A 17,670-nucleotide genomic window follows, 5' to 3' on the forward strand; every position below is an offset into this window, starting at 1 on the left:
AGTAGTTAATAACAGTGTACGTTCTGCTTCCGGCAGGATATTCAACTGCCCGTACCGGGGTTTCCGGCGCCTGTTCCAGCGCCGCCACCAGACTTTCCAGCGCCTGCTGCATATAGCCGCATATCCGCGCCGGCTCAAACGGCTGCACGACCTGCGCCGTTAAGCCTAACGCCTCACCAAAATCTTCCACTGACAGTACAAAGGGATAGTTGGTTCGCTCCTGTTCCCCAACAAATTCAATCCCTCTGACCAGTTCACCTGACATTCCCAATAAGACATTGTGTCGATAATTCAACAAAGCACTAAAGAGGGATGTACCACGGTCAACCCCACTACACTGCTGCGCCAGCGCCAGTGATGCATGTTCATGGGCTAATAATCCCGCCAGCCGGCGATGGGCGGCCTGCACGCTGTCCCGTACCGGTATATCATCAATATCCAGCCGCAACGGTAAGGTATTAATAAACAGCCCCATCCCATTCCCTGTTCCTTCGCCACCAGTCATACGTCCAAACAACACGGTGCCGAATACCACTTTTTCCTGTCCACAGACCCGTGACAACACCTGGGCCCAGGCCAGATGACACAAAGCCGCCAAACTGACGCCTAACTGCCGGGCCTGACTGCGCAAGCGATTATTCAGCTCAGGCGTTAACATTTGGTGAAATTCCGTCACCTGTGAACCGTCACGATGCACCTCTGTCAAGCCAAACGGCAGCGTCGGCTCTTCCACTTCAGCTAACATTTCAGTAAAGAAACGGGTATCGGCTTCCTGACTCATCCCCAATCGGGACTGAGCCACCAGATTGCGAAACGGCACCGGTACAGGCAGATTTTCCTCTTGCCCTGTCAAGTATAACTGGACTTCACGGTGCATCATTTCTAGCGCTTCATGGTCGCCAATCAGGTGATGGTGCAATTCCAGTAAGAACCAGCGGCCATCAGTTTCCTGCGCTACAACAAAATGCAGAAGCGGAGCCTGACCCAGAACCAAGCGATAATGACGCGGATCAAAACGCTGACTTAACTGGTCAATGACCGGACCATCAGCCGGATCCAGCGTCAGCTCAGTCACTGATAAGTCAGCATGACGCCAGACGACCTGTACTGGCACGGATATGTTTTGCCAAATAAAGGCGGTGCGTAAGATATCGTGCCGCTCAATGATTTGTTGCATCGCTGCCAGATAACTATCCAGCAAAGCGCGATCAGCAAAAATCATCTGGACGGTCAACAAATACGGATCGCCTTTCTGCGCCAATAAGTGATGGAACAAAATACCGTCCTGCAAGGGCGATAAGGCGTAGATATCCTGAATATTTTCTATCCCACCCGGCACTTGTTCAACAATTTGGTCAACATCTGCCTGGGTTAAATCCACCAACGGTAACATCGCCGGGGTCAGTTGCTGTGTTGCGGGAGTAATCATATTGGGTGGGACTTCGATAGTCTGATGCTGCCCCAACATTTTCGCCAGATCGGATAACACAGGCGACCGGAATAAATCACTCGCCGCCAGCGCCAACCCCTGCTGATGCAGGTGCTCAATCATACGCATCGCGAGCAGGGAGTGGCCACCCAATGCAAAGAAGCTGTCATGGCGGCTAATTTGCTTAATGCCCAATAACTCACTCCAGACTGTCGCCAGTATCGTTTCCTCTTTCCCTTGCGGGGCGTCATACACCTGCCGGACAAATGCTTCATCGTCGGGGGCCGGTAATGCCCGGCGATCCAGTTTGCCATTCGGAGTCTGCGGGAAGCTGTCCAGACGCATAAAGGCTGCCGGCACCATATAATCCGGCAGAAGTGCACTCAGATGGGTACGCAAGCTGTTTATCCACTCGTCATTCTCTTCCTCCCTCACAGTTTCCGCCACGATATAAGCCACTAACCGCCTACTTTGTCCGTCATCCAGTGCCAGCACTGCTGCCTGATTCACTGCTGGATGCTCCAGCAAACGGGTTTCAATTTCCCCCAATTCGACACGGAAGCCGCGGATTTTTACCTGCTGGTCATTACGACCCAGAAACTCCAGGTTTCCGTCCGGCAGGTAACGGGCCACATCCCCGGTACGATACATCCGGGCACCCGATACGGGGCTAAAAGGGTCGGGGATAAAGCGTTCTTCACTTAAAATTGGCTGGTTCAAATACCCCCGCGCAACCCCCACACCACCAATGTAGATTTCCCCTGAGCAACCTAGCGGTACGGGTTGTCCATTGTTGTCCAGTAAGTAAATACGGGTATTGCTGAGGGGCCGGCCGATGGAACGATCATCGTCCGAAGAGAAGACTTCTTGACAGGTGGCGGTAACGGTATTTTCCGTCGGGCCATAAGCATTTAATAACCGAGGGCGGTGACCCGACTGGGCAAACCAGTCCTGAAGGGCTTTTTTCTGCACAGCTTCACTGCCGATGATAACCAATCGGAGCGCGTCAGGTAGTGCTAATTCTGGCTCTCTGGCTGCCAGTTCAGACCAGAATAACGTGGGCAGTAACAGCACCGTGATACGGTTTTCCCGCACTAAGGTGATAAATTCTGTCATTGATTCCAGCCAGCTATCATCGCGAATAACCAGCGTAGCACCATAACATAATGAGGAGAAACACTCCTCAACCGCAACATCAAAGGCAAACGCCGCAAACTGCAATACCCGATCCTGCGCCGTCACGCCATACTGTTCATTGACGCCCAACATGCGCTGATAGACCGCCTGATGCTCCACCATCACCCCTTTTGGTTGACCGGTGGAGCCGGAGGTATAAATCACATAGGCCAGATTTTGCGGTGTTAACATTGAAACTTGTGGGTTACTGTCCGGTTGATCCGGCTGCATCGTCGGGTCAAGTACCGTCAACTCAGCCAGTATCTTGTCACCCAATATGGACTGTCCGGTGCCATCCGCCAATATTACGGATGGGGCACTGTCATTTAGGATATATGCCAGACGCTCAGCCGGGTAGGTAATATCCAGCGGCACATAAGCCCCACCGGCTTTCAGTACTGCGAGTAGTGACACCACCATGGCCTGTGAGCGTGCCACGCAAATGGCAACCCGTTGCTCCGGTCCAATTCCCTGCTCAATCAATTGGTGGGCCAGCCGGTTAGCGCGGGCGTTTAATTCAGCATAACTCAGTGTTTGCCCCTGATACTCAAGTGCCGTAGCCTGTGGGGTCTTTTGTACCTGTTGCTCAAACCACTGATGAATACACAAGGCTTCAGGATAAAGGATTTCAGTCGGGTTCCAGGTTTCCAATAGCAATGTCCGTTCCACCTCCGGCAACAAATTAAGCTGCTCAATGGGGATATCATCACTTCTTCCTTTTGATAACAGCAACATCTGTAAATGGTTATCCATGCGCGCAATCACTTCCGCACTCAGGCGATTTTCATCATAGATCCAACGGAAAAAACCGCCCTGCTCATTTATCTGAAGTGTCAGCAATTCACCCGACGCTTTTTGATCACACTGTCTGTCATCCTGTATCACCGAAACCGCTATCGACCACGGATAGTGAGTGCTTAATTCAGGGATGGCGTGCAATGAAGGTAAATGAGAAAGGCGGTCATAATTGAATGTCTGGTGTTGCGCCAGTTGGGTAAGTTCATCATCAACCGCGTCAGCTACCCCATACCACGGTTGATCCAACGCCACTGCAATGTCCATGGGCACCACTGAGGCCAGATTTGCCTGGTTATCGTTTAATGCTACCCCCCAGCCGATTTGGCATACTGGCTGCTGAGTCAGACGCGCAAGATAGATAACAAATGCTTGCAACACTATTCGCCACGGCTCTTCTTGACCACTTTGAAGAGACGGGGACTGCCAACAGCTGATTGCCCAACGGGGTTCAGCAATCTTATGGGGAATGTCGAAAGGTAACTGGAGGGGGTGCAAAGCGGCAAGACGCTGATACCAAAATAATTCACTGGGTGTGAGTGATTGTAGAGTATTTATTCCAGAAAGTGCTTCACCATTAAGACTATTTCCCGTTGTAGCAATGTTATCTTTCATTTATTTATTACCTCATCTCAACGAATCTGTTAGTTGTTTGAAAATATTCAGTCTGTAGGATCATCAAAAATATTTTTTCTTACTTTTTTTCATTTGACTGGAGAGAAATACAACTCATGCATAAAACATGGATCAAAATATTTAGGCAGTACTTTTTGTCAGGCTTTAAATACAATAGCCCGATGAATAGTGATAATGTTAACGTTATGAAATAATAATTTTGTTAACAATGAAAAAATAATTAGCCAGATAAATTGGAATAGGACATTCTATTTTTATTAACTCCATTTACTATCCTCATAAATAGCAATAGAATCGCAGATTAAAAATACTTAAACCCTAATATATTTTATAACCATTGAAGCCATTTGATTTCTCTACTTCAAGATACAGGTTTAAAATTATTTTACTTATAATAAATCCAATTATTTAATTAGTTTACATTCTTGGGTATTAAAATATATACAATCAATAAAAATATTATTACTCTCAATCGTGCAATAATATATACCCTATTAACTTGAAGATGCAAATTTCATTACCTTAAAAAGATTTATTCTCTTTTTCTCCAAGCGAGACTTAAAAAAATGATGAACACAGTGGCAGTGATAATAGTCGCCTGTGACTAAAAAAACAGGGAAAATTTTCAAAAAACTTCCCACCAAAATATAATTGGAGATTTAAAATAAGCGGCTATTTTTTGCACAAATATAAGGTGTTATCTTCGATGATGAGGGTAACAAAAACAGTCGAATTTTCCGGGCATAATTTATTTAAAACCAGCATCTTCAAGTTGAAAAGATTTATATAGTATAAGTGGCGAAAAATAATCTTAATAAAATTTCACTTTGATCACCACTTGTCGTCATTTCATCAAAACATTATCAGGTGACTGAATTATCAGATTTAAGATCTGAGTTAATACCGGGTTATTCATTTTTTCGTCAAGTGAACCATTTTTATTAAAGGAGCCGAATATTATGGCTAATAGAAATAATAAAACGTTAAGATTAATTTTTCCTCAGTGGCAAGGAGGAAATAATCCTCCCTATTATTTTGGCGCAAAACTTTTGTCGTGGCTTGCCCCACAATCTGCCGGACCTGTTGAGGAAGTCCCTGTAATTCCACCGTCAGAAATCCCGCCCAGGGAGGAAAATGGAATAGTGGGACGTTCTGTACTAACTGAACAATTATCCATTGCACGTCAATTAATTGAGCAGCATTCTCCTGATTCTGTTGTTGTACTGGGGGGGAGATTGTCTTGTCTCTCTTGCGCCATTTTCTTGGCTGAATGAAAAATATACAGATAAACTGGGGATATTGTGGATTGATTCACACCCTGATGTGCAAACTCCGGTTCAGTATAAAAACGCTCACTCCCATGTTCTCGGTGCCCTGATGGGGAATAGTGATACTGATTTTATTAGTACAGTAAAATTGCCTGTATACATACGCCACTGGAATATAAGGCAAGTTAACTATTTCAGATATTGTGGGCTTAATCAATCGCGCTACTTCTGACACAAAGACAGTCGGTCTGACTATTTCTGAACATCTTCCCTGGGATGCCATTAACCTTAAAGCCATGCTGGCTCAACTTCCACTACTGGGTAAGTAAAAATTAGAAGCATATCAATTCTGTGTATTGAGATTCTGTGTATTGAAAGGCCAGAGTTCATTCGACCTCAGTTTTTTAAGAAGATGTATTCTTCAAGCAAGTGCCAGCGATTTTTATTGATCGCTGGTGCAATAAATCAGTGCGGAAAATGTGGCATACTGCAACCAGAAAAACCTCTACGGCCAGCCAAACATAAACAGTATAATTATTAGTCTTTGCTGACAGTTTTTCGTGTTTTGATAAGATGTTACTTGCTCCATAACCTTGATTCGCGTAAAACTGTTACCCAAAATTACCAATAATAACTCCATAACTCTCCTGATTATTATGTTTCAAAACAATCCGCTGCTTGCTCAGCTAAAACAGCAACTTCACGCTCAAACCTTGCGTGTAGAAGGTTTAGTCAAAGGAACTGAAAAAGGCTTCGGCTTTCTGGAAGTCGATGGTCAAAAAAGTTACTTTATTCCACCACCTCATATGAAAAAAGTGATGCACGGTGACCGCATCACAGCCGCTATTCACACCGACAAAGAAAAAGAGATCGCTGAACCAGAAACGCTTATTGAACCCTTCTTGTCCCGTTTTGTAGGAAGGATCCAGAAAAAAGAAAACGATAACCGTCTATGGATTGTTCCTGATCACCCATTGTTAAAAGACGCTATCCCTTGCCGACCGGCCAATACAGTGACCCATAATTTCGAAAATGGTGATTGGGCTGTTGCTGAAATGAAGCGTCATCCATTGAAAGGTGATCGTGGATTCCATGCAGAGGTAACAGGCTATATCACCCGTGGTGATGACCACTTCGCTCCCTGGTGGGTTACTCTGACACGTCATAATCTGGAACGTGAAGCACCCGCTATGACGGATTGCCAATTGGATGATAATTCTTTTGAACGTATTGATCTGACTTCTCTTGATTTTGTGACCATTGACAGTGCAACAACTCAAGATATGGACGATGCATTGCACATCGCCCGGAATAATGACGGAAGTTTAAAACTCTCCGTCGCCATCGCTGATCCAACGGCTTATATCAAAGCTGACAGTGAACTGGATAAAATCGCTTACCAGCGTAGTTTCACCAACTATCTGCCGGGTTTTAATATTCCTATGCTGCCCCGCGAACTATCTGATGATTTGTGTTCGCTGCGTCCAAATGCCCGACGCCCTGCTCTGGTTTGTCAGGTTTCCATTCTGGAAGATGGGCAACTAGGTGATGATCTTCAATTTTTCACAGCCTGGGTCGAATCGAAGTTCAAATTAGTTTATGACGAAGTTTCTGACTGGCTGGAAGGCCAGGATGGTTGGAAACCGGGTTCTGATGCTGTTGCTGAGCAAATCACACTATTGAAAGAAATGTGCGAGCGCCGTAACAACTGGCGCCAACAGCACGCCCTTGTGTTTAAGGAAAGACCAGATTATCGGTTTATTCTTGATGAAGGGGGGAATGTGGCTGATATTGTTATCGAGCAGCGCCGCTCCGCCAATCGCATTGTTGAAGAAGCAATGATCGCGGCTAACTTGTGTGCGGCAAAAATCCTGCGCGATAAATTAGGTTTCGGTATTTATAACGTTCATACTGGATTTGAACCAGCACAAATTGAGCACGTTGTTGAAGTGCTCAAGGAACACAATATTGAAACCTGCCATGAAACTCTGTTGGGATTAGAAGGGTTTTGCGAATTGCGTCGCGAACTGGATAAACAACCGACGCAATTCCTCGATAGCCGTATTCGCCGTTTCCAGACTTTTGCGGAAATCAAAACAGAACCCGGCCCACATTTTGGACTCGGTTTTGATGCTTACGCAACCTGGACATCTCCTATCCGTAAGTACAGCGATATTATCAACCATCGTTTGCTGAAAGCGATTATTCAACAAACAGAAGCAGAAAAGCCAGCCGAAGAAATTTGCCTGCAATTATCCGAGCGTCGACGGGCAAATCGTATGGCTGAACGTGATGTAGGCGATTGGCTCTATGCCCGTTTTCTTGCCCCTCACGCTGGTACGGATCAAACTTTTTCCGCTGAAATTATTGATATCACTCGTGGTGGATTGCGTGTTCGCCTGGTTGACAATGGCGCAATTGCTTTTGTCCCAGGCCCATTCCTGCATGCTGTTCGTGATGAACTTCAATGCAGCCAAGAAACAGGTTCCGTATTAATTAAAGGCGAAACAGTTTATCGTCTGAATGACATTATCAATGTGCGTCTTGAAGAAGTCAGAATGGAAACCCGTAATATTGTGGCACGCCCTGTTAGTTAAACTTGTTAGTAAAACTTAGCAGAGAAATACCCAATAAAACGGGACTTCCAGAACAATAAACACACTGCCGCTATTATAAGCGGCATTTTTACAACAAATATTAAACAATTATTCAGATTTTCATATGAAACTTCTTACACTAAAATTCACGCGCATTACCGCAGCAATTTTACCTTTATTCAGTGCATTAATGACTTCACCTTCCCAGGCATCCCCTACTCAGCCTAATACGGCTCAACAAGAACAGATTATTAATCAACTTATCGCCTTAGAAAAAAGTGCTAATGGACATCTTGGTGTGTTCTTAATCAATACAGCAGACAATTCAACCATCGGTTATCGGGCAAACGAACGTTTTCCGTTGTGCAGTACCAGTAAATTTATGGCAGCCTCTGCGCTTTTGAAAAAAAGCGAAAAAGATGAAAACTTACTGAACCAGCGTATCAACTACAAACAATCCGATGTTGTTGAATATAGTCCGATTACCGAAAAACATATTGCAAGCGGTATGACATTAGCAGAGTTGAGCGCAGCAACTTTGCAATATAGTGATAATACAGCTATGAACTTGCTACTTGACCAATTAGATGGCCCGCGTGGTTTGACAAAATTTGCCCGTACTATCGGCGACAATAAATTCCGGTTAGATCGCAAAGAACCTGAATTGAACTTAGTCAAACCGGGTGATGAACGTGATACATCGACACCTCAAGCTATGGCGGAAAGTTTATACAAGTTGACCTTAGGTAATATGTTAGCAACCAATCAACGTGTGCAACTGGCAGAATGGCTAAAAGGAAATACAACGGGTGATGCCAGTATTCGTGCCGGAGTACCAAAAGATTGGGTTGTGGGAGATAAAACGGGTCTCTGTGACTACGGGTCAACCAATGATATTGCCGTGATCTGGCCGACGGAAAACAGAGCGCCATTAGTATTGGTCACTTATTTCACTCAACCTGGCGATAAAAACGCTAAAGCCCGTCGTGATGTACTGGCAGAAGCAGCCCACATACTGATTCAAACTAAATAAAGATCGACAATGCTACGCGGTTAATTTACGGCGTAGCTTGAGAAGATTTATAAAACAAGGTTTAATCGAAGCTACAAACCGACCCTGCCCGCCCTAAACATTGACTGACAGAAACAGGGGTCGGTTATCGGTTCATGCCTGACAAGTTATTAACATTCTTCCCACAGTGAATAACGGGGCCTTACAGCATCAGGTAAAATATTCGCTCAAGAGACTCAAACAGCTTGCCCGGTTTTGTTATTTCTTACGAACAGGTAAACCTGTTCCACGCATTCCTTCTTGCGGTAAAACCAGTACGGCTGCCGACCATGCGGGCATTGTTACTTCGCCATCCTCAGTGATCCGTATCCCTGCGGCCAAAGATGTCTTGCCCAATTCACGTTGAATATCATTTAATTTCAATCCGTTGACATTAAGATCTTTAACAGTCACAGACCAAGATGCAGCGTTAATAACGACAACCAAGCCATCAAACCGCCAGTCAAGATCACGTGGAGTCATATTGCCATCATCAATCGTCATGACCATTAAACCCATTTGCTGCTGAGGACCAACATTAACAAAATCGACACGTTGTCTGACAACAGCGCCATTACCAAGAGCCATCAATGGTGAAAACTGACGTAACTGCAATAACTCCTGATAAAACGCCATCATCTGTAATAATTCATTTTGACCTGGTTTTTTCACCTGATTTTTCACACGATTAATCAGTGGGTAATTCTTACCATCATCACTCTGTGCTGGCAGCCCCACATCATAATTATTGTCCTTATAGTCATAACTAACACGATTAAACCAATCGCCAGCGTTATAAGAATCACGGGTAAAGGATTTTGAACGCAATAATTCTGATCCATGTTGATCGAAAGCCAGACCTTGCCCAAGAAATACTGTAGCCAGGGAGATCGCCTGCATACGAACCCGTGTTATCAAATCCGCTTCATAGGCAGCTTTATAGCTAATAATGTCCCACAATGTTTGATTATCGTGTTTAGATACATAATTCAGTACTTCAAGCGGGGCTGATGCATAACCCGCAATAGCGCCCTTATAATCAATTTCGCTACCTGTTTTCACTGCCCCGTCTTTATCGATCATGACAAAATCAGCCAGATTACCAGCCATGCCAAGCCGAACCAGATCCCATAAATGACGAACGTTATCGGCATCTAACCTGGAAATTTCATTAGGCAATATTTCAGCACCATTACCGACCCCCTGATTACTGCGGATACTGTCGGCAACATCAAATGGCCCACCGCCACGCACCGCATCACGCAATCGGTCAGAGAAAGTACCAATGCCAGTTCCTTTAAGATTGATTTGAGAAGCTGTTTCGAATCGATCATCCTGCCCAGAATTCCACCCTTCGCCGAAAAAGTAGATCGATGGATTAATCGCCCGTACTTTTTCTAACGCTGATATCATTTGTGCTTTAGGATGATAACCCATTAAATCGAACCGAAACGCATCTATCTTATAATCTTTAACCCATGTCACCAGTGAATCTTCGATCAATTTGGCAAACATGCGATGCTCCGGCGCAGTATCAGAACAACAGGTATTATTTTCAACCTTGCCTGTTATTTCATCCAAACGGTGATAATACCAAGGTACAATCTTATCCAACACCGATGTTCTGGATGTCGGGCCTGCTGCATTGGTATGGTTGTAAGCAACATCCATGATTACGTTCATTCCCAATTGTTGCTTGATGGCCTGCACCATGGCACGAAACTCTTTTATACGAACAGAACCTTCCGGCTCAGTAGCATAAGAGCCTTCTGGTACTGAATAGTGAAACGGATCGTAACCCCAGTTATAAGAATCCGTTTTTGCCACCATCGTATTCAATTCTTGCACTTGCGGATTATTGATATTGTCATCACGCCGCAACTGCTGCAAAACCTCCCTCACAGTTAATGAACTATGGCAAAATGCCGCAAAACGACTGTTCTTCACTATGGGATTGATTTGACACAGACGGCTAAAAGGATGATCGAGATCAGCCACCTGATGACTAAATTCATTGATGGAAGCAATATCAAACACAGGCAACAGTTCTATATGAGTCATTCCCGCCTGACTTAATGCCTTAAGATGCTTGAACATATCGCTGTTATTGTCAGTCAGTGCCAGATATTTACCACGCCAGGCTACGGACACCGTACTGTCTGAAGCGGAAAGATCACGGATATGCGCTTCATAAATGGTCATACGTGCAATATCGGCTGGCGTATTTTGTGGATGTGGTGCCAACAGGTTATCCCAGTTGTGGGGCTTTAACACTTCATCATTCAAGTTGACGACCTGACTATATTCCGAATTAGCAGACAAGCTATAAGAATAGGGATCGGTCACTTCATAGTGTTCTACATTGCGAGATTGAGGATGATAGACCTGTAAGGCATAGCGGTAATAAGCTCCAATCAATTTCTTGTCACCTTGCCATGACCAGGAACCACTGGCTGTATCACGTTGCATGACATGATTAGCGATAACCTGTTTATTTTGATCATAGATAATCAAACTTACCTTTTGTGCCGTGGGTGCCCACAACCTGAAAATCACACCTTTATTATTGATCCTGGCCCCATATTCCAATTTATCAGCCGCATCGGCGAAACGATCGTCTAATACCCCCGCCGTTTGTACTTGAGTTGCCGATATAAATAGACCTTGCTCATTGGCCGAAAAAACCACCAAATCTCCGGTCAGGAGTCGATCAATATCCACGTTTTCAGGCAAGCGGAAAGCTGGCCACTTTGCCAAATGTGGGAATTTTTTTGCTGTTTCCTGACTTAAAACTGTTGGTGTGAGTGTCAGATAATTATCAGTAAAATAACCCTGGTCATTGGCCTCTACCTTATTACTTTGGTTGTGATATAAGCGAATAACAGATTTACTTTCACCTCCTGACCATAATAACGTCTGCCTGTCAATCCAATGTGCAGAAGCCTGAGAAATTTCTGGCACAGAATGAGAGGTGTTAGTACGACAAAGATAGATTTCTTCACTACCTGATATTTGCTTCACACGATGTGCCATCAGTTTCTCCTGATTTTTGAACAAATAACACTTGTTTTTCATGAAACTATTTTTAGTAAAATGATTTAATATAAAACTACTTTGTGCACAGCTTGTAAGTAATAAAATCAATAGGCTATTCAATACAACAAGATAAACCTTCCTCCAGAAGTTAGATTTCACAGTTAAACCTTTTTACTTAAAAGATAACATTAATCATTTATACCCTATTGGGTTTCAAAATGCAGCGCGGCAGCAAGGGAGTAATCCCCAAGCGCATAGATAACGATGTGATTGGGATGAGTGAACCGTGTAATATTATCCCGGTGCCTAAATATCTTTTTTATCATACCACGTAACAGACACCGGATTAACATTATCCTTTTTTGTGAGTCATGTTATTGTAAAAAACAAAAACCTCTTCAAGAATTTGAAACGCTTCGTTTACGGTTTTAATATCAATATTTAATGGAGGTAATAACCGAAGAACAGTATCATTACGGCCACCAAGCTCAGTAATAAGTCCATGTTGCAATGCCAGTTTCTGCAATTCTTTAGCACTTTTCTCATCAGCATCTTCGAGCTTAGGATCTAATATTTCCACCCCTAACATAAGGCCTTTCCCACGAATTTCACCAAGGAATGGAAATTTAATTTTTAATGCATTCAATTTCTCAATGATTATTGAAGACATCGCTTTTACATTATCCAGTATGTTTTCTTGCTTAATTATTTGAATAGCTTTTACTCCCGCACTAAAAGCAAGCTGATTTCCTCTAAATGTACCTATGTGATTTCCTGACAGCCAATTTTTATATGCTTTTTTATAAAACATTAATGATGAAGGAAGCCCTATTCCGCTGGTTCCTTTTGATGTGACAAAAATATCAGGCTCTATGTTATACTGTTCGAATGCATACCAAGTCCCGGTTCTACCACAACCTGTCTGAATTTCATCAATAATTAGAGGAATATTGAATTCTCTCGATAACTGATAAATTTTAGATACAAAAGATTTTTCGGCAACATAAAGACCACCTTCTCCTTGTACCAATTCAAGGATAATTGCTGCGATATTTCCAAGACCTGAGTTTGCATCTCTTAATGCAGATTCCAGAAACATACCAGCATCAAGTTGCTGTGAATTCATCACCCAACTGGTTTGAGAATGTGATTCTGAGCCAAAGGGGAAAAAATGTACGCCCGGCATCAAGCCCAAAAAATCTTTCTTCATTTGGCGATTGCCAGTGACTGCTAAAGCGCCAGTAGTACATCCGTGGTATCCGCCTCTAAAACTGATAATTTCCTGATGACCCGTTGATACTTTAGCTAATTTAATTGCAGCTTCTACTGCATCAGCTCCCGTAGGCCCACAAAAATGTAGCTTGTAAGAATCCCGCAGTTTTTCAGGTAACATACTAAAATGAGCTTCAGTAAATGATTCTTTTATTGGTGTAGGAAAGTCTAAACCAAGACTTAGCTTTTTCGCCTGTTTACATACCTCATCTACTAATTCTGGGTGCGAATGCCCCAATGGTAATGACCCTGCTCCCAATAAAAAATCGATAAATATGTTACCATCGACATCTTGCACGTAAGAACCACACGCTCTGTCTAAAGCTATTGGTAATCTTTTCGGATAAGATATCGCATCGGACTCCCATTGAGCTTGTTTTTGTAAAGCAATTTTTGATTTTGGTCCAGGAATCTCAGTTTTAATTATTGACTTTTCCATTATCCATTCTCTTTTTTAATTTAAACTTGAAATTGTTCATAGCTGTATTGATAATCTAAAGTTATTTTCAAATAAACAAATAAATTATTTTTACAAATTTAAGCGTAAAATATATATGGTAAATTTTTAGTCATTGTTTTGTAAGCCATTTATTTAATCAACAAAAGAAATAGTTTTACACCAATGGATATAATATCAATAAATTTTAATTATATCCCTCATTTTCAATAATTTCATCACATAATTCCACCTACTCACCTTATCTATTTTATCTCTTGATTTGAGAATAAAAATATTAATAATAAGTTCATTAGAGATAATTTCTTACTTGAAACATCATTAATTACTCTCATAACAAATAATATATCAAATAATAATTATTATAAATTTATTATTGGTTTTTATTTATTCGGCATCTGAGCATAATGTGTAAAAAAATGTATCAATACTCAAATAAATACCAAGCTCAGTAACATGTTAAATATTTTTTATTAGTGCTCTCTGTCGGGGGAATAACAGTTCAAAATGAAAAAAGCCGGTATTTTCTCGCAACAGACTGGGTCAGTTTTTTGCTATTTTTTGAGTATTCCACAAACATTTTATCTAAGTGTAAAGGTCATTTCTAATTTAATAGTTCAATTATTATATTTTTTAATATGCATATAAAAAAAGGGAGCTATATAAAGTGAATCACCCTGAAAATATGAAACTATTTTCCTTATCTGAAGCTCAGAATAGTCGTTGGTTTCAATATCAAATTAATCCAACCCAACGGGGAAAAAATAATAGTGCATTTTGTGCACGGGTTAAGGGTTTAACTGTTGAACGTTTAGAAACTGCAATCAATCATCTGATAAAACGACATCCTATGTTACGGTCTAGCTTTGGACTATACGATGGCAAGTTGGGATACCGTATTGCAGAGCATGTTGAAATACAGATCCAACAACATAATGCTAAATATCTCGACGAAAATACGCTGCAACAACGAATACGCAGTGATTGCTGGCATCCTTTCGATTTGGAGCACCCATTGCGGATTTATGCCAGTTGGTATCAATACCATCCCGAAGAAAGCATCATGGTACTAACTTTTGACCATCTGGCAGTTGATGGCTGGTCTTATTGGTTATTATTGGAAGAATTAGGCCGTGTCTTAGCCTCACAAACCTTAGAACCAATATCAGAGCATAGTTTTCAAGACTATGTTACATGGCAGCAGCGATGGCTGAACAGTAACAGTGCAAAAAAACAACAAAATTTCTGGCGTAATCATTTGGCTGGTCATCTGAATACACTACAGTGGCCAAACATAAAATGGTCAACAGAAAATGTCTCTCTTAAAAATACACCAACACCATTAACCGATAAAATCACAATTTCTCGCCTGATTCCAGATATATTGGCGAATAAACTCCGCACTATGGCTTCTGAATATGGCAACAGTCTGTTTGCTATTTTTCTGGCTGCATACCAAATCTTATTGAATCGCTACACAGAACAGAACGATATTATTATAGGCTCAATGATGCCGGGGCGAAGCCGTGCACATTGGGGAAAATTGGTCGGTGAATTTGTTAATCCAGTCGCATTACGTGGTCAAATTGACGGTGATATGAACGTTCGTGAGCATATTCTCCAAGCTCAGAAAAGCATCCGTCAGGCTATTGAAAATCAAAAATATCCCTTTGCTAAGGTACTGGAGCAACTAAAATTACAACGCCATGCAGAAACTCATCCCGTTTTCCAGACTTTGATGACTTTTCAACAACCTCGATATATTGGTGACTTATTATTGCTATGGATGGACGAAGATAATCGTACGACAGTACATTGGGGAGGTGCAGAATTACAGCCTTTTTCCTATCCCCTTTATGCTGATACTCCCGTCCCTTTGATGCTTAATATATTAGAGGTCAACACACAAATTCGGTGTTATTTCCATTACGATCCCCAGTTGTTCGATACTGAGTTAATCCATCAACTCATGAAAAATTTCTTCGTTTTGCTTACTGCAATGGCTGATAACGAACAACAAAAAATTGACCATTTGCCACTGATGAATGAGCAAGAACGTCAACAAATTCTCTGTAATTTCAATACAACAAATAAAGCCTTTCCTCAACAAACTTTGATTCACCAACTGGTAGAACAGCAAGTCACCCGCACGCCAAACGCAATTGCCCTAATTTATGATAACCATAAATTAAGTTATGCTGAATTAAACCGACAAGCCAATCAATTAGCCCATGCTTTGGTTAAATTTGGTGTTTGCCCAGATGACCGTATCGCCATTTGCATGGAACGCAGTGCGGATATGGTGGTTGGTTTGCTAGGAATACTCAAAGCAGGTGCCGCCTATGTACCTCTCGATCCTGAATATCCGACAGATCGTCTGAATCACATATTATCAGATAGTAATCCAATACTCGTATTGACTCATCAAAATCTGAAAAGACATTTACCAGAAACAAATATTCCTGTATGGCGATGGGGAAGTGAAGAATTTCAAACAAAAATGACTGTGCAGGAGGAAAATAATTTATCAGTTACCGAATTAGGCCTGACATCCCGCCACTTAGCCTATGTACTCTACACTTCTGGTTCAACTGGTCTGCCCAAAGGGGTTATGAATGAGCATCGTGGCGTTGTAAACCGTCTGCTATGGGCTAAAGACGAATACCAATTGAATCAACATGATCGTGTATTGCAAAAAACGCCGTTCAGTTTCGATGTTTCAGTATGGGAATTTTTCCTGCCTCTGCTCTCTGGCGCTCAGTTAGTCATAGCACGCCCTAATGGCCATAAAGACCCCGTCTATTTGCTGGAAGAAATTGAACTCCGTGGTATTACAACTATTCACTTTGTTCCTTCCATGCTGCACAGTTTCATTCATCATATTCCAGCAAAGCGTTGCCCTTCTTTGCGTCAAATTTTATGCAGTGGAGAAGCACTGCCATACTCTCTGCAACAGAAATGCTTATCTCATTTACCTCACAGTGAGCTGCATAATTTATATGGCCCAACTGAAGCCGCTATCGATGTCACCTCCTGGCGTTGTGGATCAGACAAATATTCCGCTTCAGTGCCAATTGGTTACCCTATTGCCAATACGAAAATCTATATTCTTGATAAATATGAGCAACCTGTACCCATCGGCATTACGGGAGAAATCTATATCGGTGGTATTGGCGTTGCCCGTGGCTATTTAAATCGTCCAGAGTTGACAACAGAACGTTTTATTCCTGATCCATTTAGCAACAACAAAGATGCAAGAATGTATAAGACAGGAGATTTAGGGCGATGGTTGCCTGATGGAAGTATCGATTATCTGGGGCGTAATGATTTTCAGGTCAAGATACGAGGAAACCGGATTGAATTAGGCGAAATTGAAACCTGCCTGACTCAATGTGCTGGTGTTCAACGTGCCATTGTTGTCGTGCATGAATACGACGCTACAGATAAACGATTAATTGCTTACCTTATACCTGAATCAGATATCACCTTGAGCATTCCCAAGCTGCGGGAACAACTGAGCATTAATCTGCCTGATTATATGATCCCCAGTGCATTTGTCACACTGGATGCTTTTCCATTGACCCTGAATGGTAAGTTGGATCGCCGAGCACTGCCAGTCCCCGATCATTCAGCAGTAATCACACAAGAATATGTCGCGCCACAAGGTGAAATTGAAGAACAATTAGCCAATATTTGGCAAATATTACTGAAAATTAAACGCATAGGACGCCATGACAATTTCTTCGAACTTGGCGGGAATTCACTATTAGTCCTACAGCAACAATCAAGAATATGGGAAATATTTGGTGTAGAGCTTTCTGTTCAGCAACTGTTTTCGCACCCCACCCTCAGCCAACTTAAAGAGTGTATTGTCGATGCTCAATTACTGCAATTTGACGCTGAATTACTAAAAAGTATTTACAAATCCATGAATTAAACATCAACCTTAAATG

The 17,670-nt window shown here is 42.4% G+C and carries 9 protein-coding genes; 6 read left to right on the forward strand and 3 right to left on the reverse strand.

The features are described 5' to 3' along the window. Positions 1-4,015, reverse strand: a 4,015-nt coding sequence (locus Xind_RS00555) for a non-ribosomal peptide synthetase (protein WP_338114322.1), incomplete at its 3' end; no start/stop codon positions are given. 980 nt (positions 4,016-4,995) lie between these two features. On the opposite strand from Xind_RS00555, the gene Xind_RS23745 reads away from it, so the two are divergent. The 5 genes from Xind_RS23745 (at position 4,996) to bla (ending at position 8,934) form a co-directional block, all read left to right on the forward strand. Further along, complete coding sequence (locus Xind_RS23745) at positions 4,996-5,310, forward strand: arginase family protein (RefSeq protein WP_420856054.1); 315 nt, start codon at positions 4,996-4,998, stop codon at positions 5,308-5,310. Beyond that, complete coding sequence (locus Xind_RS23750) at positions 5,255-5,536, forward strand: arginase family protein (RefSeq protein ID WP_369793170.1); 282 nt, start codon at positions 5,255-5,257, stop codon at positions 5,534-5,536. Before Xind_RS23745 ends, Xind_RS23750 begins: the two co-directional genes overlap by 56 nt. Continuing rightward, entirely contained in the window at positions 5,508-5,633 is a 126-nt protein-coding gene (locus Xind_RS23755; protein WP_420856055.1) for a hypothetical protein, read from the forward strand. The genes Xind_RS23750 and Xind_RS23755 overlap by 29 nt, the downstream gene beginning before the upstream one ends. Before the next feature lie 327 nt (positions 5,634-5,960). Beyond that, entirely contained in the window at positions 5,961-7,901 is a 1,941-nt protein-coding gene (locus tag Xind_RS00565; RefSeq protein ID WP_047685593.1) for an exoribonuclease II, read from the forward strand. Between the two features lie 190 nt (positions 7,902-8,091). After that, the gene (bla, locus tag Xind_RS00570; protein WP_369793171.1) at positions 8,092-8,934 is read left to right on the forward strand and encodes a class A beta-lactamase; all 843 of its coding nucleotides are present in this window, start codon (positions 8,092-8,094) and stop codon (positions 8,932-8,934) included. 237 nt (positions 8,935-9,171) lie between these two features. On the opposite strand, the gene pulA is transcribed toward bla, so the two are convergent. Both pulA and Xind_RS00580 read right to left on the reverse strand, forming a co-directional pair. Then, positions 9,172-11,985: a pullulanase-type alpha-1,6-glucosidase gene (gene pulA, locus Xind_RS00575; protein ID WP_246432433.1), complete on the reverse strand. Its 2,814-nt coding sequence runs from the start codon at positions 11,983-11,985 to the stop codon at positions 9,172-9,174. A gap of 355 nt (positions 11,986-12,340) precedes the next feature. After that, positions 12,341-13,699 carry an aspartate aminotransferase family protein gene (locus Xind_RS00580; protein ID WP_187649253.1) on the reverse strand — a complete coding sequence of 453 codons (1,359 nt, stop codon included), beginning with the start codon at positions 13,697-13,699 and terminating at the stop codon, positions 12,341-12,343. A 685-nt stretch (positions 13,700-14,384) separates the two neighbouring features. Between Xind_RS00580 and Xind_RS00585 the strand changes: the two genes are divergently transcribed. Further along, complete coding sequence (locus Xind_RS00585; RefSeq protein WP_187649254.1) at positions 14,385-17,654, forward strand: non-ribosomal peptide synthetase; 3,270 nt, start codon at positions 14,385-14,387, stop codon at positions 17,652-17,654. Positions 17,655-17,670 lie beyond the last annotated feature (16 nt).

Origin of the sequence: Xenorhabdus indica (assembly GCF_014467235.1) — a bacterium.
Lineage (GTDB): Bacteria > Pseudomonadota > Gammaproteobacteria > Enterobacterales > Enterobacteriaceae > Xenorhabdus > Xenorhabdus indica.

Coding starts and splice junctions, on each gene's coding strand:
- Xind_RS23745 (WP_420856054.1), top strand. CDS start 4,996: ATGGCTAATAGAAATAATAAAACGTTAAGATTAATTTTTCCTCAGTGG.
- Xind_RS00565 (WP_047685593.1), top strand. CDS start 5,961: ATGTTTCAAAACAATCCGCTGCTTGCTCAGCTAAAACAGCAACTTCAC.
- bla (WP_369793171.1), top strand. CDS start 8,092: ATGACTTCACCTTCCCAGGCATCCCCTACTCAGCCTAATACGGCTCAA.
- pulA (WP_246432433.1), bottom strand. CDS start 11,985: ATGGCACATCGTGTGAAGCAAATATCAGGTAGTGAAGAAATCTATCTT.
- Xind_RS00580 (WP_187649253.1), bottom strand. CDS start 13,699: ATGGAAAAGTCAATAATTAAAACTGAGATTCCTGGACCAAAATCAAAA.